Origin of the sequence: Paenibacillus tritici (genome assembly GCF_018207515.1) — a bacterium.
Lineage (GTDB): Bacteria > Bacillota > Bacilli > Paenibacillales > Paenibacillaceae > Paenibacillus_AQ > Paenibacillus_AQ tritici.
In genome coordinates, this window is record NZ_CP073365.1 from 1,531,819 (window position 1) to 1,556,454 (window position 24,636).

The following is a 24,636-nucleotide window of genomic DNA, read 5'->3' on the forward strand; positions in this document are numbered from 1 at the left end:
ATGAATGATGGGGAGATGGAAAATCGGCAGCTTCACCGCCGCAATAGGCTGCATTGTAGTGGGGGTTATTGTAGTACTTGCCCAGTATGGTGTTATCACTTATGAGGTGCTGGGTTATATCTGGCCAGTACTGCTTATCCTGTTCGGCCTGGAGATGCTGCTTCGGCTCTTCATTAAATCGGATGTCAAAAATCGTGTGAGCGGCTGGGCAATTGTACTGATTCTCGTGCTTGTTGCTGCAAGCGGGGCGCAGACCGTCCTGGCCGGCGGTTCACTGAGCAGTATCTTTGGCAATACCAAGCTGGTGCCGGTGGACGGCAAGGTGGAAGTGCAGCAGGAAATCAAGACGGTAAGAATTGAATTGCCCCAGGGCAAGGTTAAGCTGGAGGGCGTGCAAGGGAACGCAGTGGAGTACGAAGGGAAGCTGGAGCTGCCGGGCAATACTGACAATGAAGCGGCAAGCGCGCTGGAGCGTAAGTGGAAAGTCACCACCGAAGGCGACACGCTTGTCATGGAGCTGGAGGGTGAATCAGGCTGGCTCTCCAATATTCAGATCGGATTCAATAACAATGCTCCTTATCTGAATGTCAGCGTTCCGCAGAATTTGGCTATTGAGGTGGAGACCAGTGACGGGTCCATCGAAGCCGGTGGACTGGCGGCAGGGGTCAATGTGGATACGAGCAACGGTACTATGGATATTCATGACGTTTCCGGAGGGGTGAAGGCCCATACCAGCAACGGCACATTGACCGTACAGAATATACAAGGGGATGTAGAGCTGGTTAGCTCCAACGGAGCGATTACGCTTGGTAACATTGACGGTGCCTTGTCTGCCAAGAGCAGCAACGGCAAGATTACGGTTAACTCTGCTGTCACAGGCAGATGGGAGCTGAAGTCGAGCAACGGCAAGATTATGGTTGGCCTTCCGGCTGCAACGGATGCCAAGATCACTGCGGACACCAGCAATGGGTCGCTTAAGGGAAATGTAACCTGGGACGGCGAGGACGAGGATCATGGCACGGCTGTACTTGGCAAAGGAACACATGAGGTATCCTTATCTACCAGCAATGGTTCGGTAACGGTGGATACGGCACAATAATGAATGGAACAAAGGGGCTGTCCCAAAAGTAGATTTTCTACGGCGGAAGACCGTTCTCTTCATTCTTAATGCTACAAAAAGTGAGCAGAGCAGCGATTCTCCCGTTATTGGAGGATCGCTGCTCTGCGTTTTTGGTCATTGGCGGCTTGCTTCAGCAGATTATGTGCAAGGGAAAGCCACCCGACCTCAAGCGTCACTTTCTCCATGCCGCGAAGCAGAAATCGCCGGAACCCCCGGTTGTTCTTCAGTTGTCCGAATACACTTTCCGGCTCCGTCATTCGGCGTACGGCCAAGGCGTAGCCCTCTTCACTCCGTAGAATTTTCCGTGCCTGGTTCTGGTATCGCAGCCGTTCCAGACTGACGACCACCTCCCGATTTCCTGCCGCTTTCGTGCAACGCTCCTTTAGGGGGCAGCCTTCACAGGAGCTGCTTCGGTAATGCCGTCTGCGAATTTCATAGCCGCTTTCTAGGGTCTCCTTGCTTTCCCTGTGGAAACGCAGCATGTTCCCAGCTGGGCATACCCAGTGATCCTCGCCTGTATCGTATGTCCAGTTTTCGATTTTACCAACATTCGCTTTCCAGGCTTTAGTTTTTTCCTTGTGGTAACTGCCGTACTTCACCACCGCCTGTATCCCTCTATTTTCCAGATAGGCGTAGTTTTCTTCGCTGCCGTAGCCTGCATCCGCAATGACTGTCTTTGGCCATTTCCCGAGGATCTGCTGGGCTTTTTCCAGATGCGGCTCTAAACAGCGGGTGTCGGTTGGTCTTTGATGTATACTGTAGGTTAAAATAAATTGGTTTTCGGTCCCGATTTGCACATTGTATCCCGGTTTCAGTTGGCCATTTCGCATGTGATCTTCTTTCATCCGCATAAACGTTGCCTCTGGATCGGTCTTGCTAAAACTGTTCCGGTCCCCAAGCAGCTTTTGATATTGTTCGTACTTCTGCAGTCGGGGGAGCAAATCCTTACGCAACTTCCGAACGGCTTTTTTCAGGGGCTTGTCTTTGGGTTTTTCGAGCAGTTGTGACTCCAGCGCCTGAGTCATTTGTTCGAGTTTCTCACTGCTGATCTCAGCGGACTCGCCAAGTTCGCTCAGGTCCTGGCCGCGGTGTTCCTGTTCTTCTTGTTTCTCTGCAGCCTCAATGCCCTCAAACAAAGCCTGTACCTTTTCTTGCAGCTTGGACTTATGTTTACTAACGGCTTTGCCCCATACGAAGGTATAGCGATTGGCGTTGGCCTCAATCTTGGTTCCGTCCACAAAGTAATGCTCCAGGGAAACGTATTTTTCGTCAGCCAAAAACTGAAGCACGGCGGTAAATACCGTTTCAAGGACATTCTTCATCCGCTGGGAACGGAAGCGATTCAGCGTACGAAAGTCAGGTCGCTGCCGTCCGGCTAGCCACATGAAGGGGATGCTCTCACGCACCGCTTTGGCGATTTGACGAGAGGAATAGATGCGTTGGGTGTAGGCGTAGATCATGACTTTAGTAAGCATTTTGGGATGGTAGCTGTCGCGGCCGCCCCCAGGATACGCAGCGTCAAAGATGGAGTCGTCCAGCCGATTCACAGCTGTGTTAACGACACGAGCGAGGTGGTTCGAAGGAATATCTTCTTCGAGATCCATTGGCAAGCAAAGTTGGTCCATGGTATATTGAATGTACAAAGAAACCCCTCCTTTGAAATGGTTGTGTGGTAACTCCATTTTACCAAAAGAGAGGTTTCTTTTTTGCGTTTTTATAAATATTGTCGTCCATTTTCCACTTAAACAGCGGAGAGAACGGAACGATTGTGGAAAAGCGGCAGCGTTCGCCTTGGTCTCCGGATTTTCACCGCTAAGGGGAATGAAAAAAATCTGGAGAGCACAGCGATTGGAATAACGGTCCGTTCGCGCAGCGTCCACCCAAGTGCTCACGTTGATCTTACTCCAAAACAAAGGGCCGTCCCAAGCAGCCATTTCATGGCTTTTGGGACAGCCCCTTATTGTTAAAATATAAGGATTTATATGTTGCACACGATAACTTATCCTTCTAATACTCGCTGTAACGAATGCCGTCCTTAACAGGACAGCAAGGCCGTTTCCACTTGGGAAGAGGCGAAGGTAGAGACTGCTTCTTACCAGGCGTAGGCCTTAGGTGCTGCACCGCCCGGTCCGGGGAAAATCTCGTCCAGACGTTTCAGCACGGACTCGTCCAGGACGACCTCCAGACTGCGCAGCGCGCTCTCGAACTGCTCCAGCGTACGCGGCCCGATAATAGGAGCCGTCACGGCCGGGTTCGCCAGCAGCCAGGCCAGGGCGATATTATCCTGCGGCTCGCCGAGCTCCAGGCTCAGTTCGGCAAAGGCCTCCAGCTGCTTCTTGTACTGCTCCACACGTTCGGCGTTGCCGCCGCTGCGGCTGCCCTCAATCTTCTTCAGCGCATTGCGGCCGAGCAGCCCTCCGTCCAGCGGACTCCAGGGAATAATTCCAAGTCCCAGATGCTGCGCGGCAGGCAGGACCTCAAGCTCGGGCAGGCGGCAGGTGAGGCTGTATTTATGCTGCTCTGACACCAGACCCAGGAAGCCCCGGGCCTTCGCTTCCTGCTGGGCAACGGCAATATCCCATCCGGCGAAGTTACTGGAGCCGACGTAACCGATCTTGCCTTGGCTTACGGCAAGCTCAAAGGCGCCCCACAGCTCGTCCCACGACACGTTGCGGTCGACATGGTGCATCTGGTAGAGTTCAACATGATCGGTCTGCAGACGCTGCAGAGAGGCTTCAAGGTGCCTGCGGATAATATAAGCGGAGAGGCCGCCCTCATCGTTCGGGCCATCCAGCTTATCGCTCATTGCGCCATAGACTTTAGTGGCCAGCACAACCTTCTCCCGGCGTCCGCCGCCCTGTTTGAACCAGCGTCCGATGATCGTTTCGGTAAGGCCAGAATTCTCGCCCCATCCATACACGTTAGCGGTATCAAAAAAGTTGACTCCGGCGTCCAGCGCCGCATCCATGATGCGGAAGGCCTCCTTCTCATCGGTAATCGGGCCGAAATTCATCGTTCCCAGACAGAGGCGGCTAACCTTCATGCCGGATTTGCCAAGCTTTGCGTAATGCATCTTCATCTCACTCCCTCTTCAATGTGAATAGGTATCCGGGAAGTACAACTGCCCATTAATTGTAATTCATTGCAGGAATGAGGGCAAATCAGTCTATCCGGATCACTTATAGGCTCTATCTATGAACGTGATAGAATCTATATCTTTGTCCTTTCCCCTCCGTTATGATACAACAATATACAGAAGAACTATGTCTGCGAGCAGCAGGACTACCTAAGGAGTGACAGGAATGAGCGAGGTCAAAAAAATCGCCGTAATTGCCGGGGACGGTATCGGACCTGAAGTTGTGGCTGAAGCAGAGAAAGTATTGAAAAGAACGGAAGAGCTGTTTGGTTATACTTTTGAAACGGAGCATGCCTTGTTCGGCGGAATTGCCATTGATGAACGCGGAACTCCGCTGCCGGAGGATACGCTTGCAATCTGCCGCAGCGCGGATGCTGTACTGCTCGGAGCTGTAGGCGGACCGAAATGGGACAACAATCCGAAGGAACTGCGTCCGGAGACCGGACTGCTGGGCATCCGCAAAGCGCTGGGGTTATTCTCCAACCTGCGTCCCGCTGTAGTCTTCGATTGTCTGAAGGATGCTTCGACGCTGAAGCCGGAAGTGCTGGAAGGTACGGACCTGATGGTGGTGCGCGAACTGACAGGCGGGATCTACTTCGGGGAGAAGCTGCGCCGTCAGGGTGAGCATGGGGAAGAAGCCGTGGATACTTGTGTCTACAACGTAACGGAAGTGGAGCGGATTGTCCGGCAGGCGTTCGAGATTGCCGGCAAGCGCCGTAATAAGCTGGCGAGTGTCGACAAAGCCAATGTTCTGGAGACCTCCCGTCTGTGGCGTGAAGTGGTGAACAGACTGGCACCGGAATATCCGCAGGTAGAGCTCGAGCATGTGCTGGTGGATAACTGTGCGATGCAGCTGCTTCGCCGTCCTTCGAGCTTCGATGTCATTGTGACGGAGAATATGTTCGGGGATATCCTTAGTGATGAAGCAGCAATGCTGACCGGTTCCATTGGAATGCTGGCCTCCGCTTCGCTGGGAGAAGGCAGCTACGGCCTGTATGAGCCGGTCCACGGCTCTGCGCCTGATATTGCCGGACAAGGACTGGCGAACCCGATCGCAACGATCCTGTCGCTTGCGCTGATGTTCCGCATGACCTTCGGCTACGAGAATGCAGCCGCTGCCATCGAAGCCGCTGTCGCTGAAGTGCTGGATGCCGGTCACCGGACCAGCGATATCGCAGTGGATAAGAGCAAAGCGATCAGTACTACAGAGATGGGAGACCTGATCGTAGCCGCTATCCGCAAAGCCTAAGTTCTACCACATATATCCCTTTTGACGCAGAACGAAGAAAAACTTCACAAAATGTTGCTTATTTATAATTATTATAAAAAAGTAATCAATGTAATATTGACTTTGATTTTGTACGATGATAACATTTGGTTTGTACCCTTTAGAAGGTAACCATTCATCAAAATCAAGAAAAGCATATTACATCCGGCTACGTCCGGCAGTTGTTTTTCTTACATATTCAAAGGAGGATTTAAGCAATGGCAGAACGTTTGGTAGGTAAACCCGCCCCTGACTTCTTCATGGAGACAGTAACAGGCGACGGTAAGGATTTCGGTAAGGTTAGCTTGTCCGACTATCGCGGCAAATGGCTTGTATTCTTCTTCTATCCGCTTGATTTCACTTTCGTATGTCCGACTGAAATCACAGCCTTGAGTGATGCTGCTGCTGATTTCGCAGAGCTTGATACAGAAATTCTCGGTGTGAGCATTGACTCTATCCATAGCCACAAGGCTTGGTTGTCTACACCTAAGGATATGAACGGTCTTGGCCAGATCAACTTCCCGCTGGCTTCTGACATCACGAAGAAGGTTGCCAGCGATTACGGCGTCCTGATCGAAGAAGAAGGTATTGCTCTGCGCGGATTGTTCATCATTGATCCTGAGGGCGAACTGAAATATCAAGTCGTTAACCACAATGATGTGGGCCGCAGTGTAGAAGAGACATTGCGTGTTCTGCAGGCTCTCCAATCCGGCGGACTGTGCGCTATGAACTGGAAGCCAGGCGACAAGAACCTGTAAGCTCCGCGCTTCATAAACTGCGACCTTTGAGATACTAAGAGGACCTCCTTCCCGGGAATATTTTCCCGGTGGGGAGGTTTTTTGCACCAAAGACCTGTACCGTCCGGGTAAGCGTTTGAAAATGGGCGTAAAGGTTAATATATAGCTTGTAAGGGGAGGAATCTCCCCCGCCACTTTGTAATATACTAATAGGAAATCGACGTTAACACTCAAGGAGGGTGAACAAAAATGAGCTTTTGCTGTGGAGCGAGTATGGTTGGAACAAAGGGAACCCTAAAGCATTATCGCACGCAAGTCCATAATGTTCCCCTGCTTTTTTGTCCGGTATGCCACCGGGTAGAGGTCCATTACAAGGTCGAAAATGAATATGAGATTCTGGCAGAATATGCCCATGGCGACGGTGTTACCGATGTTGATTTCCAGGATTATGTGATGGAGGACGAGGAAGCGATCTTCGAGAACGTCATCAACGTGGAGACCGAGGACCCGCTCGCTATCGTACGCAGCCAGATCGACATGTCGCTTGACCTGCTGGCCGTAGCCAAGCAGATTGGCGACTCCAAGTGGGAACGTGAGCTGAAGAAGCGTCTGGCTGTAATGAGCCAGCGGCGTCACCGGCTGCAGCAGAAGGCTTGAGTCTCATGCGCATACCATGCTTCAATTAGGTCATAAATAAGCGAGCCTCCGCCATTTGCGGGGGCTCTTTTCAATGTATTTGCAGGAAACGTAACATTCTCACAATATTAAATGTGTCTTAAGAATCATTTTAAGGATATTTTCGTCATTCGACAGATTCTCTGATTGCGTTGTCTTCTTCTCTTGGATATGATTGGAATATAGTTGAAACGGTTGGATAATATAATACGATTTCCGAATGTTCTGGCGGCTTCGTCATATACTCATATACATAGTAATTTGATGTCGCTTAAGCGTCTTCGTCAATTGCAGTAAAAGGGGGAACTTCGTATCGTGATAAGCCAATATCAGGAAAGCTTGCTGTTGCCGGCAAGAACGTTTCAATCTGGTGCAATGGATACTACTTTTGAGGATGTGCTGGAGCACATCGACAGCGGAATTCTGCTTTTTGATGATGAGGGGGTTCTGACCTTCGTCAATAAGCAGATGTACGGTATTCTGGAGCTTACTCGTCATTCTCTTCTGGGCTGCACAATGCATCATCTGTTATCCCATATTCAGCTGAGCCGCTTCAAGAAGAAGCAGGTCTTGCGCAGTTATCGTGAAATGGTGCTCAAAGGTAAGCCAAGCTATGAATTTGTTGATGAATATGGACGATACTGGCGTGCTTCTCTCGTCAGCGGAGAGCAAATGAAGGGAAGCTACCTGTTCACGCTCAAAGAGATCTCCGATTACAAGCTCATCGAGCAGACGGCCTACCAGAATGACAGCCTGGCGATGCTGGGCCGGTTATCGGCCTCGATTGCCCATGAGATCCGCAATCCGCTGACCGCTATCCGGGGGTTCATACAACTGCTGCATCCTCATCTCCACTTGCTGGGCAAAGAGGAATATGCGAAGATTATATTAGCTGAGATTGACCGCGCCAATGACATTATTCATGAATTTCTGACCTCCTCTAAGCCTTCTGTACCGCAGGTTGGCTTGATTCCTGTCTCCGCCCTGCTGAAGGAAGTGGTCCTGCTCACAGAGAGCGAAGCCTTGATGAAGGGCTGCCAGATTAATCTGCAGGTGCTTCAAGAGGACCTGTTCATCTCGGGGGATGTTAAGCAGATGAAGCAGGTTGTACTTAACATGATCAGGAATGCTATGGAAGCCATCTCCGAACTGGAGGATGATTCCATGGGCAGAATAGAGGTCGGTGCCCGCAAAGAAGGGACAGAGGTGCGCATCTTCATCTCTGATAACGGCAAGGGGATGGATATCTGCACGCTCGACAGACTGTTCAATCCGTTCTTCACCACGAAGGAGAATGGAACGGGACTTGGACTCTCCGTCAGTGACCGGATCATCAAGAATCATGGCGGCTGCATTTCGGTCAGCAGTCAGTTGAATGAAGGAACCCGGTTCGTCATTTCCCTTCCGCTGATTCACTAATGATTACAATAAACCCGGCACTTTCTAAGCATCCGGGTTATCATCTATATTCAAGGGCTGATTCCTGCAATGCACGTTCAAGTGCGGGAGATCAGCCTTATCTGCGTTATTAGCGTGAGACAACCAGCATACGGGGGGATGAAGCTTGATCTTGGAATGGAGCAGTAATGCGGATATGACCCCGCTGCAAGGGGAGGTTGTATGTCTCATATTCTCAGAGACACAGGTGCTGGGAGAGGGACTGCCGGCGGAATGGGCCGAGAGAGTCCGCTTATTATCCGGAGCAGGGCTCTTTAGCGGTAAGCAGGGTCAAATATATATCCTGCCCGCCATGGACCGCCCGGAGCAGCCGGTAGTCATTCTGGCCGGAAGCGGGAAGGGCCGGCCGGGGGTTCACGAGCTGCGGCAGCTGATGGCGCAGACTGCCAGGGCTGCGTACAGACTGAAGGCCGCTTGCCTTGTTGTGCAGATACCGGATGAGCTGAACCGGCTGCCTGAGTCGCTGAAGGCGGAGCAGGCCGGTCAGGCCATCGCGGAAGGGCTGGTCCTGGGGGCGTACCGCAGAAGACAATATAAGCTGGAGCAGCCGGCATACGCTGGTCTTGAGACTGTACGTCTGCATATGGAGCGCTCCTGTGAGGCTATGGAGGAGGAGGCCTGGAAGCAAGGAGTCAAGCGGGGGCAGGCCTTCGGGGAGGCGGCCAATCTTGCCCGTGATCTGACCAATCTGCCGGGGAATCTGCTGACTCCGTCAGGTCTTGCGGTGGCAGCTATTGAAATTGCTGAGCGGCACGGACTTCCGGCTGAAGTGCTGGATGAACGTGAGATGGAGCTTAAGGGAATGGGCGGATTGCTCGCCGTCGGTAACGGCAGCGTGAATCCGCCCCGAATGATTGTCATCCGCTATCAGGGGACTAATCAGTGGGAGAATGCCGTGGGGATTGTGGGCAAAGGCATCACCTTCGACACCGGAGGCATCTCGCTGAAGCGGGCAGCAGGCATGGAGAGCATGTTCAGTGATATGGGCGGTGCAGCAGCGGTCCTTGGGGTTATGGACGCGCTGGGGCATTTACGTCCCCAGGTCAATGTAGTCATGCTTATTCCGGCGGCAGAGAATATGCCGGCAGGGAATGCTTTTAAGCCGGGGGATCTGATCACTTCCTTCAGCGGAAGAACGATAGAAATCATTAATACCGATGCAGAAGGCCGGGTCATCCTGGCAGATGCCCTTACGTATGCAAGGGAGTGGGGAGCGGAGCGGATCATTGATGTAGCCACGCTGACAGGGGCTGTGTTGTCCATTCTGGGCGATGTGGCTACAGGTGCAGTAACCAATGACCAAGCCTTCCTGGAAGAGATTCTGGAGGCCTCCAGACGGTCTGGGGAGCCGATCTGGGAATTGCCAGCCTATCCTGAGTTCAGGGAGATGCTGAAGAGCGAGGTGGCTGATCTGCGCAATGCTGCCGGAAGATATGGAGGTGCCAGCACGGCGGGACTGTTCATTGGAGAATTTGCCGAGGGGCTGCCCTGGGTGCATCTTGATATTGCCGGGACGGCCTTTCTGTCGTCAGAACGGGGAGTGAATCCCAAGGGAGCCACGGGTGTGATGGTCCGCACGTTGCTGGAATATCTGCTGCACGCAGCTTCTGACCCGGGATTTCATCCCGGCCAGTGATAATACAAACAGCCGCAAGTCTTCAGTTTCCTGAGGACCTGCGGCTGTTTGCTGATTGGAGCCGTGTTCCGTTTCGCCTAAGGGATGGCAGCCTATTTACGGGCCTTCATCTGGGCCGTTAAGGATTGGACACCGTTCATAATCTTGTCCCGCGTATTCTTATTCTTCAGCAAGTAGGCTGCTCCCAATGCTACCGTGGTAAACAATGTTTTTTTGGTGTTCATGGTAATTCCTCCTTGGTAAGAATCTGGTTGTAAAAGCTTATAACTAACATACCCGCATGCCAGGGTTTCTAAACGAAAGAATACCAATCCCTGTCCGCAAACGCTATGTGCTAGTGTTTGCCGGACAGGGTATTTCCGCTGCAGGACAGAGGGGAATCCATGGATGCTGCGGGGCAGGTTTTACCTTTGTCACAGCCGGCGCAGGCGCCTTCCTTGCCCTTTTGGGTATGGCGGTAGATCATCCAGCCGGAGTACCCGAAGACAAGCGTGATAATCAGGATATTTATGATCATAGCTGCTGTCGCTTCCTCTCACTATAACTTGGACTTGCTGCTGTTACGACCATCCTAACAAACGGCCGCCCTGATAAATCACCAGCGACACCGCATAGGCCAGGACCAGGGAATATCCCATGGAGAAAAGGGTCCATTTCCAGGACGCGGTCTCCTTCTTGATGACGCCGACAGTGGCCAGGCAAGGAATATAGAGCAGGATAAAGGCCATGAAGCTGATCGAGCTAAGCGGTGTAAAGACTGATGCAATCTGGCCTTCCAGCCCCGCTGCATCGGGAGCATGGTAGATGATGTTCATGGTGGAGACCACAACCTCTTTGGCGAGGAAGCCGGGCACCAGCGTAGAGCCGGCCTGCCAGGTTCCGAAGCCAAGCGGCTCCAGGAGCGGAGCAATGAATCCGCCGAATTTGGCCAGGAAAGAGTGATCCATGTCCACATTGACTCCGGCAGGACCGGCGTAAGACATCAGCCAGATCAGGACCGAACCGGCAAGGATGATGGTCCCCGCTTTGCGCAGGAAGCCTTTGCCCTTCTCCCAGGTACTCCGTCCCAGCGTCTTCAGCTGCGGCATCCGGTAAGGAGGCAGCTCGATAATGAAGAGGGAGGATTCATTCTTGAACAGATACCTGGAGAACAATTTGCACAGAATCAGGGCGAAGACTACGCCCATAACATACATCGCCAGCACGGCAGTTGCCTGCCGGGCCGGGAAGAAGACTGCGGCAAACAGCAGATATACCGGCAGCCGGGCTGAACAGGACATCAGCGGCAGCAGGAGTGTGGTCAGCATCCGTTCTTTGGGCTGCTCAATACTTCGGGCAGCCATTATTGCCGGCACGTTGCAGCCGAAGCCGATAATGAAGGGAATGAAGGCTTTGCCATTCAGCCCCATCCGTTCCATAGTGCTGTCCATCAACAGGCAGACACGGGCCATATATCCCGAATCCTCCAGGAAGGAGATCATCAAGAAGAGGATGAAGATCTGTGGAACGAATACGATGACGCCGCCGACACCGCCGATAATCCCGTCAACGATCAGGGCGTGCGTGAATTCCGAAGCCCCGATCGCCTGCAGCAGCGAGTTCGTCCAATCGCTGAGCGGACCGCCAAGGAAGCCGTCTACCACATCCGATAAAGGCCCACCTGCCCAGTCAAAGGTAGTTTTGAACATCGCGTACATAAAGAGGATGAACAAGGGAAGTCCGAGAAAACGGTGAGTGAGGATGGAATCCAGCCGTTCGGTCAGATTATGCGGTTTTTGCATAGTGGCATCAATAGCGGCTGCGCATACCACGCGGATGTAGTCCATACGGACGGAGCGAATCCACTGCGGAAGGGTGAGTGCCAGCTTCTGCTTCTGCAGCCTGGTCTGACAATCGTCGCAGAGAAGCATCAGGCCGGAAATATCGATCCGTTTCTTGAGCAGCTCGAGGACTACCGGGTTCTGCTCCATGAATTGCAGGGCAACCCAGCGGAGATTAGGCAATCCCGGGAGCTGCTGTAGTTGACTAATCATAGATGCAAGCGTTCCTTCAACGATCCCGCCATAATCCAGATGGAAATTTGCAGCCGGGATATTCGCCGGCTCAGCCACCGCGCTGAGTACCTGGCTGCTGCCTTTGCCTGTTCTGGCAATCAGCGGCAGCACGGGAACACCCAGCTTGGCCTGCAGGGCTTCAGGGTTCACCTGAATGCCGCGTGCCTTGGCAACATCGGTCATATTCAGTCCAAGTATGGTCGGCTTGCCGTATTCCAGCAGCTGCAGCGTAAGCAGCAGATTCCGTTCCAATTGCGAAGCATCGACAATATTGATCAGCGCTTCGGGTGTCTCTTCGATCAGATATTGGGCGGCAACTCCCTCATCGCGGGAGAGGGGATGGAGAGAATAGATTCCGGGCAAGTCGATCAGCTTCCCGGCCCCGTTTTTCAGACTGCCGATCTTTTTCTCCACCGTAACGCCTGCCCAGTTCCCTACGTATTCATACGAAGAAGTTAGGGTGTTGAACAGCGAGGTTTTTCCGGTGTTGGGATTGCCCACAAGTGCGATAGAACTCATGAGACCTTCACCTCTATCATAGATGCTTCTTTCCGGCGGATAGCAAATAGCTGACCGTTGCACTCAAGAGTAACCGGCCCCATAAAAGGCCCTTTGCCCTTCAGACGGATCATTACACCCTCAGAGACTCCCAGATCAGTCAGCCGGCGCCGCAAGATAGGGTCCATACCTTCTATTTTTTGAATGGAGCCGGTAGAGCCCGGTTGTAAACGTAGTAAGGAGCAGGATGATAAAGCCATTGTTATCCCTCCAAAAGAGACTGATAATCAATCTCAATGATTTCTTGTAATGTAGCATTTTTTTGACATATTATCTGTGATTAATATCATTGTTTCATTCTGCGGAAATGGATATGGGAATTGCTGAAATTTTCTTTACAATATATTCTTCATTAAAGTATGATTGAACGATAATGTAAGCATAGTATGAAAATGATACCCCGAAGGGAGAACAGATTGTGAAGACGAATCAGAGTAAAATTGTCGATTGTACCATCCGCGATGGGGGACTGGTGAATAACTGGGATTTCAGTATTGAATTTGTTCAGAAATTATATGCCGGTCTGAATGAAGCCGGTGTTGATTATATGGAAATCGGATATAAAAACTCGCCGAAGCTGCTGAAAGGGGCAGAGGGTGCAGGACCATGGCGTTTTTTGGATGATGACTTCCTGCGCAAGGTGATTCCGCAAAAGGGGCACACCAAGCTGTCGGCTCTGGTCGATATCGGCCGTGTGGACGAGAATGATATTCTGCCCCGCAGTGAGAGCATGCTCGATCTGATCCGCGTGGCCTGCTACAGCAAGGATGTGGACAAGGCCCTCCAGCTGGTGCAGACCTTCCACGACCTGGGGTATGAGACAACAATTAATATCATGGCCCTGTCCAATGTGATGGAGAATGAGCTGCTTGAAGCCTTTGAGCAGATCCGCGACAGCGTTGTGGATGTGGTGTATATCGTCGATTCTTACGGCAGCCTGGATCATAATGACTTCCATTACCTGGTGGAGAAGTTCAAGACGCATCTGCCGGAGAAACGCCTGGGTGTACATACTCATAACAACCTCCAGCTGGCCTTCTCCAATACGCTGATTGCAGCCGAGAAGGGGGTAGAGCTGCTGGATGCTTCCTGTTATGGAATGGGCCGTGCCGCAGGCAATTGCCCTACCGAGCTGCTGGTTACCCATTTGAAGAATACGAATTATACCCTCCGTCCCGTTCTGGATATTGTTGAGAATCTGATGATTCCTCTGCGTGAAAAGGAAGAGTGGGGATATATTATTCCGTATATGATTACAGGAACATTAGATGAGCATCCACGCTCAGCAATGGCGCTGCGATCTTCTGCCGATAAAGACAAAGCGGTTGACTTCTATGACAAGCTCACAACACCTGAGGTTAATTTCGGGGATAAATAACCGTCTGGAAGGAGAAAGCACTGGCCTCTATTGTAGGCAGGTGCTTTTTTTCTGCCAAAGCTGCTCCGTTTCAATATTGTAGGTGGCTAATGTAACTTTACGGAGCCATCCGGCCGATATTTATACATAGGACAACATATACATCTACCTGTTATTATAGATATCATTTTAGACGCGAGGGACTTATGAGACAAGAAGAGAGAAAGACGATTCATGCGGCTATTCTAGGAGCTGTGCTATTCCTCCTGATCCAGATTTTTCGTACACCGCTGGGCCATATTGAGGATAAAGATTTATTTATGGCGTTTTATCTCATTTTAGGCTGCTGTACGGTGGCGTTTGGTTTTGCGGTTTTTGCCCAGGGCTGGCTGCTGTTCGCCAATAGATTATCCAGAGCAAGGCTGTATACCTCTGCATTATTTCTGGGCGTGTGCATCTTTGATTTCCTGCATGTCCTCGGGTTTGTAGGCATTCCCGGAATCACCTCTTATATCAGCCCCGCGCAGTCCTTATGGCTCTTGACGTTCTCCCGGCTGGCCAGTGCGCTGGGCATTATGCTTATATTCAGCAGGGCAGATCAGCCGGTTGGAACAGGCGGCAAGGGAAAAGTGTTCCGGAATTCATTTGTGGTCATTCTGCTGTCCCTGGTTGTGTTCAGCGTTGGCAACCTGATTGTCTCCGGGCTGGCGGACGAGCCTTGGGTCGAAACCACCAGAAACCTGATGAATATGGCGGTACTGTTTGTTTATTTGCTTGGCGCAGCCTTTATTATCTATCCCGGCCAAAGGGAGAAGTCGGCCTCTCTGCTGATTATTATCCGTTCCCTGGTATTCTTCTCGCTGGGCCAGGTGTTCTTCATGAATCTGTTCAGTGTTGGAGATATAGACTATCTCTTCGGAATGCTAAGCAGTGCGGCGGCTTATTATCTGCTGCTTACCGGGGTCTACCGATTGACGATTGAGGAGCCGTTTCAGGAGAATCAGCAGGCGGAGGCGCGGATTAATTATCTGGCATATCACGATGAGCTGACCGGTCTTCCGAACAGACGCCGCCTGATGCAGCGTATGGAAGAGGTGGTTCGCCAGAGCGAGCAGGACAAGAGCCGCGGCTTCTCCGGGCTTGTCATCATGAATATCAACCATTTCAAGAATATCAATGACTCGCTCGGACATTATGCCGGAGATCTTCTGCTGCAGCTGGTCTCCCGGCGGATTGCGGATGAGGCCAGAGCCAATGAAGAGCTCTACAGTATGGGGGCGGACGAGTTTGCTTTTCTGATGACGGAACGGACGGGTCTGGAGAATTGTCTGGTCCGGGCGAATGAGCTGCTGCGGCTGTTCGAGACACCAGTGGGTCTGGAGTCGGGAGAATACCATATCTCGCTTAGTCTGGGAATGAGCATCTATCCAGGGGACGGAGACACGGCTGAGCAATTGATACAGAATGCGGATACGGCTGTCCACAACGCCAAGGAGCAGGGGGTAGAGATCCGCCGCTATATTCCGGCTATGCAGATGAAGGCGAAGGAACGGCTCAAGCTGGAGAACGACCTGCGCCGGGCGCTGGAGCGGGACGAGTTCTATCTGGTCTATCAGCCCCAGGTGTTGCTTGAGACGGAGGAGATTGTCGGGATGGAGGCGCTGCTGCGCTGGAACCACCCCAAACGCGGCTTGGTCTCCCCGGTAGATTTCATTCCTATCGCTGAAGAGAGCGGGCTGATTGTTCCCATTGGGGAGTGGGTGCTTAAGACGGCTTGCCAGCAGAATAAAACGTGGCAGAATGCAGGCTATCAGCCGATTTGTGTGTCCATTAACCTGTCTATGCGCCAGTTCCTGCAGCCGAATCTAGCCGGCAAAATTGATGCCATCCTGAAGGATATCGGCCTCGATCCCAGCTATGTGGATTTGGAGATTACGGAGAGTATGACGCTGGACAAGGAGACGGCCTTCGACCAGTTGAACCGTCTGAAAAGACTTGGCGTATGTATCAGCATTGATGATTTCGGGACAGGCTACAGCTCCCTGCATTATCTGAAGAATATGCCGATTGACCGCTTGAAGATCGACCGTTCCTTTGTGTCTGATGTGATGGAGGACAGCAACAATGCGGCCATTGTCTCTACGATTACCTCTATGGCCCACCACTTGAAGCTCAAGGTAACCGCCGAAGGCGTGGAGAACAAGGAGCAGCTGCACTTTCTGCGCCAGCAGCATTGCCATGAGGCGCAGGGATATCTGTTCAGCAAGCCGGTGAAGGCGGCGGAATTTGAACTGTCTTTTTTGAAGCCCCTGCTGGAAATGCCATCATAACCTCTCAAAATCCGCTTCTAACAGGGTTGCAATTTATTCCAAGTGATGCTACAATGTTTCTTGTACTCAATTTGAGTTGCGGGTGTAGTTCAATGGTAGAACTTCAGCCTTCCAAGCTGATAGCGTGGGTTCGATTCCCATCACCCGCTCCATATTTTAAGCCAAAACCTTTGTATATCAAGGGTTTTTTTGTTGTTTTGGAGTGGTTGTAGGGGATTAGAGTGTGGATAAGGCTTTATCGGAAATATAGGAGTCGCACTAGATCCGCTAAAAGTAGGTGCGGCTTCATTCAAGGGGATAAGTCCCACTGATTCGGACTGAATTGGGCGATAGGTAGAAATCAGAGGGATAAATCCCACTGATGCAACTGAAAGTCGGCTACATGGGAAAATCAGAGGGATAAATCCCACTGATGCAGCCAAAAGTCGGCTATTCGGGAAAATCAGAGGGATAAATCCATCTGATTCCGCCAGCTGTTGGAGATACGGGAAATTAGGCGGGCTGGATTGGAAAGGTGAGCAGTAGTACAAAGACTGCATAAGCCCCAGCATATCCAACTCCGCCGAAAGTCAGCGGTAAGAGGAAATGAGGCGCAGAACTGCACCTGAATCGGCTGAAAGTCGGCGGTAAGCAGAAATGAGGAGCAGAAGTGCACCTGAATTCACCAAAAGTCGGCGGGAAGCGGAAATGAGGAGCACAAGTGCACCTAAATTGGCCAAAAGTCGGCGGTAAGCAGGAATGAGGAGCATTAGTGCACCTGAATTAGCCGGACGAAATTTTAGAGTTAAAAAAGGCAGGCCCCCGATTCTCCGGGGGCCTGCCTTTGCTGATAAATCTGTCCCATTAACAGGTAAAGCCTGCCCTGGACGTTAAACGGTCTTCAGGAACTCGACCAGGGTCAGCAGGCCTTTGTCGAAGTTCTCGAGATTGAAATGCTCGTCCGGAGCGTGGAGGTTCTCGTCATCGAGTCCGAAGCCCATCAGGACCACCGGAGCCTTAAGGATGCGGGAGAAGCTCTCCATGATCGGGATGGAGCCGCCGTCTTTGGTGAAGAGGGCACGGGTGCCGTATACCTTGCCGTAAGCATCAGCAGCGGTCTGCAGGATCGGGTGCGAAGGATCAATATTGAAGGCGCGTGCTTTCTCCATCTGCTTCACCTGAACCTTGGCGCCCTTCTGGATATTGGCCGTCAGATGGGCTTCAACGGCATCGAGAATATGCTGCGGGTCCTGGTCGCCGACCAGGCGGCAGGTGATTTTGGCATGGGCTTCCTTAGGGATAACCGTCTTGCTGCCTTCACCCTGGAATCCTCCGTATACGCCGTTCAGCTCCAGCGTCGGACGCGCGCCGACACGTTCCACGAAGGTGTAGCCTTCCTCGCCGTATAATTGCTCCAGGCCAAGCGCTGTCCGGATCTTATCCTCATCCACGCCCTGCTTGGCGAACTCTTCGCGCAGCAGCGGGGATAGGGCAGGTACGCCTTCGTAGAAGCCATCTACCGACACGAGGCCTTTGTCATCGTGAAGGGTGCTGAGCAGCGAGACCAAGGCATGCAGCGCATTGGGAACACCACCGCCGTACGAGCCGGAGTGCAGATCGGTCAAGGCGGTGCTTACAGTGACCTCCAGTGAACATAATCCGCGAAGTCCGGTGCAGATGGCTGGACGTCCGCGTTCCAGCAGGGAGGTATCCGAGACGAGGACGGCATCTGCTGCAAGCTTGTCCTGATTGGCTTCCAGGAATGGCGGCAGGTTGACGCTGCCGATCTCTTCTTCGCCTTCGATGCAGAGCTTAATGTTCACAGGCAGCGTACCTTCCTGCTTCAGAATAGCCTCGATAGCCTTGATATGCATAAACACCTGGCCTTTGTCATCCGTAGCTCCACGCGCATACAGCTTACCGTCGCGGATCTCGGGTTCGAATGGAGGGGTGGTCCACAGGTTCAGCGGGTCAACCGGCTGTACATCATAATGTCCGTATACCAGAATGGTCGGCTTGCCGGGTGCGTGAAGGTAATCTGCATAGACCACCGGGTGTCCGGCTGTAGGGTGCAGCTCGATGTTCTCAAGGCCAGCACGCTTCAGGGTCTCTACCAGCCAGCCGGCAGCGGTGTTGATATCCTCCTTATGGATGGAGAGGGCTGAAATGCTGGGAATAGCCAGCCATTGCTTGAGTTCGTTCAACTGGGCTTCGCGCTCAGCCTGAAAATAAGTTTCGTAAGACATAGTAGTTATGTACCTCCTTGGAATTCGCTGCTTAATACCGCAGGTACCCGTAATATGCGAAGCATAACGGCAGGCCTCTGCGGCTCAGGTTCGGCAGTGTAATGCATCCATTATACTGGAGATAGTCCTATGGATCAAAAAGGAGTGTTCAAACCGCTGGCCGGCAGGATGGCGGATGGTATTTTCACGGATAACCAGTTCCGTTCAGGTCGTTGATTACTAACAGTAACCATGATAGACTTAGTTAGCTTAAGCGGCAAAAAGGCACGATTAACTGCTTGGGTTACATGGAGGTAACTGCCTTGAACAATCAAGTGAATGAACGGCAAGAGCGGCAGCAGGAGCTTACGGTGCTTGAAAATAGTACAGTTACCCGGCAGATCCTGGACCGTGTTGGCGATAAATGGAGTATGCTGATTATTGTGAACCTTGGCGTGCAGTCTTTGCGGTTCAAGGAACTGCAGCGCCGTTCCAGCGGCATCTCGCAGCGGATGCTTACCCAGACGCTCCGCCATCTGGAACGGGACGGTCTGGTGTGGCGCAAAGCCACGCCCACTGTTCCGTTAACGGTGGAATACGGCCTTACGGAGCTGGGTGAATCTTTGCTTGCCCCGCTGACGTCACTGGTAGAATGGGTGAACGGCAACCGTGGTGAAATTGTCCGGGCCAGAACCGACTACGACAAGAGTCATGGGGATACAGATACAGAAATAGAATCAGAATCAGCATCGCCTGAAACGGCGGGAACGATAGGAGCGGAATAACAGTGTCAGCGAATGTACCGGCAAGTGTTCAAGAGCAAGCAGAAGATACTATACAGAAGAACGGGAACCCGTCTTACATATATACCTATGCCCATTCACCGGACGAGACTTCCCTATGCGGGATGGAGCTTCGCTGCCTGTTCGGCCGCGAGATTCCTGTGGCGATATTTGCCAGCGGGGTCCAGGTGGATGTCAGCCGCAGCCCTTTTATTAAAGAGCGGATTGATGTCATGTACGAAGGGGATACCCTTCCGGAGATTTACAAGCAGACCGAGCAGGTGGAGGTGGGAGAGCGGACCTTCAAGGTTATTTTTGTGAAGACGAATGATTTGACGCCTGAGCATAAGATTGAATATGATGAGCGTAGAGCGATTGAGCGGGAAATCGGGATGCGCATCGAGGGAGAAGCGGATGTGAATCAGCCGGAGCTGGTGTACGGGATTGTAACGCTGGGCGGACGCTGGTACTTCGGCGCTTATCACAAGAACAAGGCAACCTGGTTCCGGCAGATGAAAAAACCCCGCAGCTACTCCATAGCGCTCAGCACACGGGTGGCCCGGGCAGCGGTGAATATGGCGGTTCCCCGCATAACCGGAGTGAAGATGATAGATCCTTGCTGCGGAATTGGCACGGTTATGGTGGAGGCGCTGTCGATGGGGATCGACATTGTCGGCCGTGATATCAACCCGCTCATAGCTGCCGGTGCCCGGACGAATATCGCCCATTTCGGCTTCGAGAGTGAAGTGACGCTCGGGGATATCGCAGACATAGAGGAGCATTATGATGTGGCTATTGTGGATATGCCGTATAACCTGTATTCCCGGATTACCCCCGAAGAGCAATTTGCGATTCTGACGAATACCCGCCGGATTGCGGACAGGGTGGTTATTGTGGCGATTGAGGCCGTAGACGAGATGATTGCCGCTGCCGGATTTACAATTATAGACCGCTGTGTGGCGCGAAAAGGTGCGTTCTCCCGTCATTTGATGCTGTGTGAGTAGAGTGAGTGGAATGAATTGAATGAATGCTGCGGAGGTTGCCGCAGTATTCCAATCTCCATATATCTGAGTAAAGGCGGTGTGCTTGTGGAACAGAAATGGTTATCCTGGGCCAAAGAAATTCAAGGGATTGCCCAGACGGGACTGACCTATGCCAAGGATGTATATGATATCGAGCGTTATCAGGCTTTGCGGGAGCTGAGTGTAGATATTTTGGCGAATTATACTTATGAGAGTAAGGAACGCATCCGGCTCTCCTTCGCTGAAGAGGGCGGATACAGCACGCCTAAGGTGGATATTCGCGGAGTGATTTTCCAGGATCATAAAATTCTGCTCGTACGCGAGAAGCTCGACGGAAAATGGGCGCTGCCCGGAGGGTGGGCGGACATCGGCCTGTCTCCGAGCGAAGTGGCTGTTAAGGAGATTGCCGAGGAATCCGGTTACCAGGCCGAAGCCGTCCGTCTGCTCGCAGTACTCGATAAGAAGTTCCATCAGCATCCGCCGGAGCCTTACCATGTCTACAAAATGTTCATACTCTGCAGAATTACCGGCGGTGTAGCGGCAGGCGGGGTGGAGACAAGCGCTGCGGGATTTTTTGCCGAAGAGGAGTTGCCTGAATTGTCTGAAGAACGCAATACGGCCGAACAGCTGCATACCCTATTCCAATATTTACATGATCCCGAAAAGGCAGTAATATTGGACTAAAGCACTGCATATGATAAATGACCAAGGGTATATATAAGTTTAAAGGATACATTTTTTGGTTAATATTATTTATGTAAGCCTTTCCAATTATATTCCGCTGAGCCTTTATATCTAAAAAATTCTCGGAAACCTATCTTTTTGGGTCAAGCGGTCTACATTTTTTCCTCTGCTTTGACGATAGATATTTGTAGGAGGGGATCGCATGGAACAAGAAGAGTTAAGACTTCCGCTTACGCAGGAGGGTATAACAAGACCTGCAGAAGGCAATATCGCCACCGGCCTGGTATGGGGTGTCCTGATTAGTATTCCCTTATGGATCTCGGTGATTGGCTGGGTTATGGGCATCTGGAAATTCTAAGACCTGTTCGCAGCAGTAGCTATATACCTATACTAACTTGCAAATATACAATGAAGGCTGCCTCTTCTAAGCGAAGAAGCAGCCTTTTTATAGATATAAGGAGTTACAGGTTGTGGTTGGTATGCACCAGCCGGAAGGTCTCGCAGATGACCCGCATATTAGGGTCAAAGGACTTATCTTCGCGCTGGAGTTCCCGGGTGAAGAACACTTCATGCTCGTGGCGCCAGGATTCGAGGCTGCGGTCATCCTCGCCTTCGGAATAAGCAAATTCCGCTGTGACCTCAGCGAACGGGACAATCTCAGCCTTCGTAGTCTCAATGATCCCGCGCGGCTGTCCTGTGCTGTCCAGCAAGATGGACAATCCGCCTGTAAAGGGCAGAGGGAGTCCCTGCGCTTCCAGCAGATCGTAATTCTGCGCCGTTCCGGTCTTGATTCCCCTCAGGACCAGATCAAGTAATTCATCTGCCAGCCGGGGGTTGTCGCCAAATGCCCAGGCGCTGTCGAATTTGTCGGCCGCCTCTGGATGTTGAACAAGATAAGTCTCCCAGTATTTCGCAATTTCCGGGGTTAGTGTCATTACGGTCACCTCTGTCTTCGGATTTATATAAGACGCACTTAAGATTTGAACTTGAAGCTTCGTCGTCACTGCGGTGAACATTTGGACTTCCGGCCGCTGTTGTCCCCAGATTTCTTCATATATCCCGCTCCTAGCGGTAGAAATCCGGTGACTGCTGATGCTTCCGAAGCGAGCTTTCCTGCGGAAAGCTTTCAGGCGGTCGCTACCACTCCTACAGTTCCAAATTTCCCCTCCGCTTCTTTTGCTTTTTGTTAATTTCTATAGTGCGTCTTATATAGTTGCTTTTTGTATAAATATTACTCTGTCGCTTCGTTTAACCAGCTGCTGTACAAGTCATCCAGCTCCTGTTGGACGGCATCGCGTGTGCCTTGCAGCTCGGCCAGTCTCTGCGCATCGCTGGCCAGCTCCGGGTCCAGCATCTCGGCATCGATCCGGGCAAGGCGGGACTCTACAGCGGCGATGTCCTGCTCCCAGGAAGCCGCCGGACGCGGCTTGCGGTTGGGGCCGGCAGATGCAGCTTCGCCGGAGGGCTTCCCGCCATTGTTCCGGCGGCGTGCAGCAGCATCCGTACCTGCTGAGGCGGGGGCGGTTTGTGCTGCCGTCCCGGCTGCAGCGCGGGGCTTGATGCCGCCAGCTGCAGAAGGTTCAGACGCTACGGCTTTCCGCTGGGCAGCGGCGGCTTGCTCGGCTTGCTTCTCCTTGTAATACTCGTAATTCCCGGAGAAGGAGGAGAACTGTCCGCTATGAATACTCCAGAGCTTGCCGAAGCAGCGGTTGATGAAATAACGGTCATGCGATACGGCCAGCACGGTACCGGGGAACTCCTCGAGCGCTTCTTCCAGGGCTTCGCGGGAGTCAATATCCAGATGGTTGGTCGGCTCATCGAGAATGAGCAGATTCGGCCTGCGGTGCATCAGTACCGCGAAGCGCAGCCGGGTCCATTCACCGCCCGAGAGATTGGTGATGTTCTTGAAGACATCGCTGCCGTAGAACAGGAAGCGGGCCAGCTGCCCGCGGGCTTCTCCTTCTTCCAGGCCGGCTTCCTCGCGGAAATACCGCAGCACAGACTGCCCGTTCTCCTCCGGTACGGCTTCCTGGGCGAGGTAACCGACAACAGCTCTGGAAGCAAGTGTACAGCTGCCGCTGTCCGGTTCCTCCTGGCCGAGAATCATCCGCAGCAGGGTGCTTTTGCCCGCGCCGTTGCCGCCGATCAGTGCCGTGGTCTCTCCGTATCTCAGGATATCGCTGGCAGCCGAGAAGAGCTTACGCTCTCCGAAGGCCTTGCTAATTTGGTCAAGGATTACAACCTGATTGCCGGTCCGGTCGTCCTGCTGGAGCTGCAGATCCATGGACTTGCGCTCCAGAACCGGACGTTTGACTCTGACTATCCGGTCCAGTGCCTTCTGCATGGAAGCTGCCCGGCGGGGGAATGAAACGTTCTGCGGATTCAGCTTTCCCCATTCAATCAGCCGCTTGATGCTCTCCTGCATCTGCTTGATCTTCTTCTGCTGCTCCTGATAATCGGCGAACTGCTGAAGGAGTCTGGCTTCCTTCTCTACCTGATAGCCGCTGTAATTCGTATGGAAGGTGAAGGCCTCCCCGTCTTCAATCTCAATAACCTTCTTCACGACGGCATCGAGGAAATAACGGTCATGGGAGATGGCCAGCACGGTGCCGTCATAGCTCTGGAGGAATTGCTCCAGCCATTCGATAGCATCCATATCGAGGTGGTTGGTCGGCTCATCCAGCAGCAGAATATCGGGACGGCGCAGCAGCAGCTCGGCGAGGCCAACCTTGGTCTTCTCCCCGCCGGAGAGGGAGGAGAAGCGGCGTTCGTATTGGCGGGTCCCAATCCCTAGCCCGGCGGCAATGCGCTGGATGGAGGACTCGATTTCATATCCGCCAGCGGCTTCGAATTTGTCCTGGAGGTTGCCGTATTCTTTAAGCAGCCGGTTCCAGGCCTGTTCATCGTCACTCGCACCGGAAACGGACATTGTCTGCTCTAGCTCCCGCAGGCGGCGCTGCCACTGAAGAGGCTCAGCGAAGCTGCGCTGAAGGACGGCATAGACGGTTTCATTGTCACCCACCTCCTGAATCTGGGCGAGCAGGCCAATGACACTGCCCCGGCGGACCGAGATCTGCCCTTGATCCGGGCGTTCTTCGCCGCTCAGCAGGTGGAAGAGGGTGGTTTTGCCGCAGCCGTTGCGGCCGATCAGACCGATTTTTTCGCCTTGGCGGATATCGAAGGTGACATCGCTCAGGACGAGCTGGGCACCGTGGTATTTTTGGACATTTTGACATGAGATGATCATTATTATTCTCCTTTATAGGAATGCCCTGGCTACTACAAAACAACATAAAAAGGCCGCAGGGAAATTTCCCTGCGGCCTAAAAATTCTTCGGGTTAAACGATCCGTTGAAGTGTAGGCGAGAAAGGCATTTCACAATGTTGTAGTGTTATTAAGTTCTTGTAAATGGACAGACTTCTCCCGTTGTCCGGATTTACATGAACGATGCCCGCCATAATATTAATCAGCCGGCTGCTAACACTGTTGGTCCGATTGTGATCCATTCTCCTACACCTCCTTTTTTGTAAATTTAGAATTAGTGTAACCAAAATGACAGGAATAAGCAAGGGGGAATTATGCCCGCCCAGGTATAAATGCATAGATCCACAAGTA

Annotated in this window: 21 protein-coding genes and 1 tRNA gene; 13 read left to right on the top strand and 9 right to left on the bottom strand. The window is 52.3% G+C overall.

All coding sequences use genetic code 11. The features are described from left to right. The first annotated feature begins 4 nt into the window (after positions 1-4). Positions 5-1,099, top strand: a complete 1,095-nt coding sequence (locus KDC22_RS06600) for a DUF4097 family beta strand repeat-containing protein (RefSeq protein WP_211722458.1) — start codon at positions 5-7, stop codon at positions 1,097-1,099. Positions 1,100-1,203: 104 nt separating this feature from the next. Here KDC22_RS06600 and KDC22_RS06605 read toward each other — a convergent pair whose 3' ends face one another. Continuing rightward, positions 1,204-2,763: an IS1182 family transposase gene (locus tag KDC22_RS06605; protein ID WP_211723914.1), complete on the bottom strand. Its 1,560-nt coding sequence runs from the start codon at positions 2,761-2,763 to the stop codon at positions 1,204-1,206. A 449-nt stretch (positions 2,764-3,212) separates the two neighbouring features. Next, positions 3,213-4,193, bottom strand: a complete 981-nt coding sequence (locus tag KDC22_RS06610; protein WP_211723915.1) for an aldo/keto reductase — start codon at positions 4,191-4,193, stop codon at positions 3,213-3,215. Between the two features lie 229 nt (positions 4,194-4,422). Here KDC22_RS06610 and leuB point away from each other — a divergent pair, with 229 nt between their 5' ends. From leuB to KDC22_RS06635, 5 genes are all read left to right on the top strand, one after another. Further along, complete coding sequence (leuB, locus tag KDC22_RS06615; protein WP_173130460.1) at positions 4,423-5,505, top strand: 3-isopropylmalate dehydrogenase; 1,083 nt, start codon at positions 4,423-4,425, stop codon at positions 5,503-5,505. 236 nt (positions 5,506-5,741) lie between these two features. Further along, complete coding sequence (locus KDC22_RS06620; protein ID WP_036727686.1) at positions 5,742-6,281, top strand: peroxiredoxin; 540 nt, start codon at positions 5,742-5,744, stop codon at positions 6,279-6,281. A 228-nt stretch (positions 6,282-6,509) separates the two neighbouring features. Then, positions 6,510-6,917, top strand: a complete 408-nt coding sequence (locus KDC22_RS06625; protein WP_173130464.1) for a hypothetical protein — start codon at positions 6,510-6,512, stop codon at positions 6,915-6,917. 333 nt (positions 6,918-7,250) lie between these two features. Next, the gene (locus KDC22_RS06630; protein WP_173130467.1) at positions 7,251-8,354 is read left to right on the top strand and encodes an ATP-binding protein; all 1,104 of its coding nucleotides are present in this window, start codon (positions 7,251-7,253) and stop codon (positions 8,352-8,354) included. A gap of 145 nt (positions 8,355-8,499) precedes the next feature. Continuing rightward, positions 8,500-10,029 carry a leucyl aminopeptidase gene (locus tag KDC22_RS06635; protein ID WP_246553333.1) on the top strand — a complete coding sequence of 510 codons (1,530 nt, stop codon included), beginning with the start codon at positions 8,500-8,502 and terminating at the stop codon, positions 10,027-10,029. A 92-nt stretch (positions 10,030-10,121) separates the two neighbouring features. Here the strand turns inward: KDC22_RS06635 and KDC22_RS33740 are convergent, their stop codons facing one another. From KDC22_RS33740 to KDC22_RS06650, 4 genes are all read right to left on the bottom strand, one after another. Next, complete coding sequence (locus KDC22_RS33740) at positions 10,122-10,253, bottom strand: hypothetical protein (RefSeq protein ID WP_256707444.1); 132 nt, start codon at positions 10,251-10,253, stop codon at positions 10,122-10,124. Between the two features lie 110 nt (positions 10,254-10,363). Further along, positions 10,364-10,546, bottom strand: coding sequence for a FeoB-associated Cys-rich membrane protein (locus KDC22_RS06640; RefSeq protein WP_211722459.1), 183 nt, complete (start codon positions 10,544-10,546; stop codon positions 10,364-10,366). Between the two features lie 43 nt (positions 10,547-10,589). Then, positions 10,590-12,602 (bottom strand): ferrous iron transport protein B, encoded by a 2,013-nt coding sequence (gene feoB / locus KDC22_RS06645; RefSeq protein ID WP_211722460.1) that lies wholly within the window; start codon positions 12,600-12,602, stop codon positions 10,590-10,592. Then, positions 12,599-12,841, bottom strand: coding sequence for a FeoA family protein (locus KDC22_RS06650; RefSeq protein ID WP_211722461.1), 243 nt, complete (start codon positions 12,839-12,841; stop codon positions 12,599-12,601). Before KDC22_RS06650 ends, feoB begins: the two co-directional genes overlap by 4 nt. Before the next feature lie 218 nt (positions 12,842-13,059). Between KDC22_RS06650 and KDC22_RS06655 the strand changes: the two genes are divergently transcribed. From KDC22_RS06655 to KDC22_RS06665, 3 genes are all read left to right on the top strand, one after another. After that, positions 13,060-14,019, top strand: a complete 960-nt coding sequence (locus KDC22_RS06655) for an aldolase catalytic domain-containing protein (RefSeq protein ID WP_173130480.1) — start codon at positions 13,060-13,062, stop codon at positions 14,017-14,019. Positions 14,020-14,204: 185 nt separating this feature from the next. After that, the gene (locus KDC22_RS06660; protein ID WP_211722462.1) at positions 14,205-16,328 is read left to right on the top strand and encodes a putative bifunctional diguanylate cyclase/phosphodiesterase; all 2,124 of its coding nucleotides are present in this window, start codon (positions 14,205-14,207) and stop codon (positions 16,326-16,328) included. A 78-nt stretch (positions 16,329-16,406) separates the two neighbouring features. Continuing rightward, positions 16,407-16,480, top strand: a tRNA-Gly gene (locus KDC22_RS06665). Positions 16,481-17,197: 717 nt separating this feature from the next. Here KDC22_RS06665 and KDC22_RS06670 read toward each other — a convergent pair. Continuing rightward, a complete protein-coding gene (locus tag KDC22_RS06670; RefSeq protein WP_211722463.1) occupies positions 17,198-18,553 on the bottom strand; it encodes a dipeptidase in 1,356 nt (451 codons plus the stop codon). Positions 18,554-18,855: 302 nt separating this feature from the next. On the opposite strand from KDC22_RS06670, the gene KDC22_RS06675 reads away from it, so the two are divergent. The 4 genes from KDC22_RS06675 to KDC22_RS06690 all read left to right on the top strand — a co-directional run bounded on the left by KDC22_RS06675 (position 18,856) and on the right by KDC22_RS06690 (position 21,378). Then, entirely contained in the window at positions 18,856-19,317 is a 462-nt protein-coding gene (locus tag KDC22_RS06675) for a winged helix-turn-helix transcriptional regulator (RefSeq protein ID WP_211722464.1), read from the top strand. A 50-nt stretch (positions 19,318-19,367) separates the two neighbouring features. Then, on the top strand, positions 19,368-20,318 hold the full coding sequence (locus KDC22_RS06680) for a TRM11 family SAM-dependent methyltransferase (protein WP_246553666.1): 951 nt from the start codon (positions 19,368-19,370) through the stop codon (positions 20,316-20,318). A gap of 84 nt (positions 20,319-20,402) precedes the next feature. Continuing rightward, a complete protein-coding gene (locus KDC22_RS06685; protein ID WP_211722465.1) occupies positions 20,403-21,020 on the top strand; it encodes an NUDIX hydrolase in 618 nt (205 codons plus the stop codon). A gap of 202 nt (positions 21,021-21,222) precedes the next feature. Further along, complete coding sequence (locus KDC22_RS06690) at positions 21,223-21,378, top strand: hypothetical protein (RefSeq protein ID WP_173130660.1); 156 nt, start codon at positions 21,223-21,225, stop codon at positions 21,376-21,378. 103 nt (positions 21,379-21,481) lie between these two features. Here KDC22_RS06690 and KDC22_RS06695 read toward each other — a convergent pair whose 3' ends face one another. Beyond that, positions 21,482-22,036, bottom strand: coding sequence for an ASCH domain-containing protein (locus KDC22_RS06695; RefSeq protein ID WP_246553335.1), 555 nt, complete (start codon positions 22,034-22,036; stop codon positions 21,482-21,484). A 215-nt stretch (positions 22,037-22,251) separates the two neighbouring features. Continuing rightward, entirely contained in the window at positions 22,252-24,267 is a 2,016-nt protein-coding gene (abc-f, locus tag KDC22_RS06700) for a ribosomal protection-like ABC-F family protein (RefSeq protein ID WP_211722466.1), read from the bottom strand. Positions 24,268-24,636: the final 369 nt, after the last annotated feature.

Coding starts and splice junctions, on each gene's coding strand:
- abc-f (WP_211722466.1), bottom strand. CDS start 24,267: ATGATCATCTCATGTCAAAATGTCCAAAAATACCACGGTGCCCAGCTC.
- feoB (WP_211722460.1), bottom strand. CDS start 12,602: ATGAGTTCTATCGCACTTGTGGGCAATCCCAACACCGGAAAAACCTCG.
- KDC22_RS06670 (WP_211722463.1), bottom strand. CDS start 18,553: ATGTCTTACGAAACTTATTTTCAGGCTGAGCGCGAAGCCCAGTTGAAC.
- KDC22_RS06620 (WP_036727686.1), top strand. CDS start 5,742: ATGGCAGAACGTTTGGTAGGTAAACCCGCCCCTGACTTCTTCATGGAG.
- KDC22_RS06640 (WP_211722459.1), bottom strand. CDS start 10,546: ATGATCATAAATATCCTGATTATCACGCTTGTCTTCGGGTACTCCGGC.
- KDC22_RS33740 (WP_256707444.1), bottom strand. CDS start 10,253: ATGAACACCAAAAAAACATTGTTTACCACGGTAGCATTGGGAGCAGCC.
- KDC22_RS06660 (WP_211722462.1), top strand. CDS start 14,205: ATGAGACAAGAAGAGAGAAAGACGATTCATGCGGCTATTCTAGGAGCT.
- KDC22_RS06650 (WP_211722461.1), bottom strand. CDS start 12,841: ATGGCTTTATCATCCTGCTCCTTACTACGTTTACAACCGGGCTCTACC.
- leuB (WP_173130460.1), top strand. CDS start 4,423: ATGAGCGAGGTCAAAAAAATCGCCGTAATTGCCGGGGACGGTATCGGA.
- KDC22_RS06610 (WP_211723915.1), bottom strand. CDS start 4,193: ATGCATTACGCAAAGCTTGGCAAATCCGGCATGAAGGTTAGCCGCCTC.
- KDC22_RS06695 (WP_246553335.1), bottom strand. CDS start 22,036: ATGTTCACCGCAGTGACGACGAAGCTTCAAGTTCAAATCTTAAGTGCG.
- KDC22_RS06600 (WP_211722458.1), top strand. CDS start 5: ATGATGGGGAGATGGAAAATCGGCAGCTTCACCGCCGCAATAGGCTGC.
- KDC22_RS06625 (WP_173130464.1), top strand. CDS start 6,510: ATGAGCTTTTGCTGTGGAGCGAGTATGGTTGGAACAAAGGGAACCCTA.
- KDC22_RS06690 (WP_173130660.1), top strand. CDS start 21,223: ATGGAACAAGAAGAGTTAAGACTTCCGCTTACGCAGGAGGGTATAACA.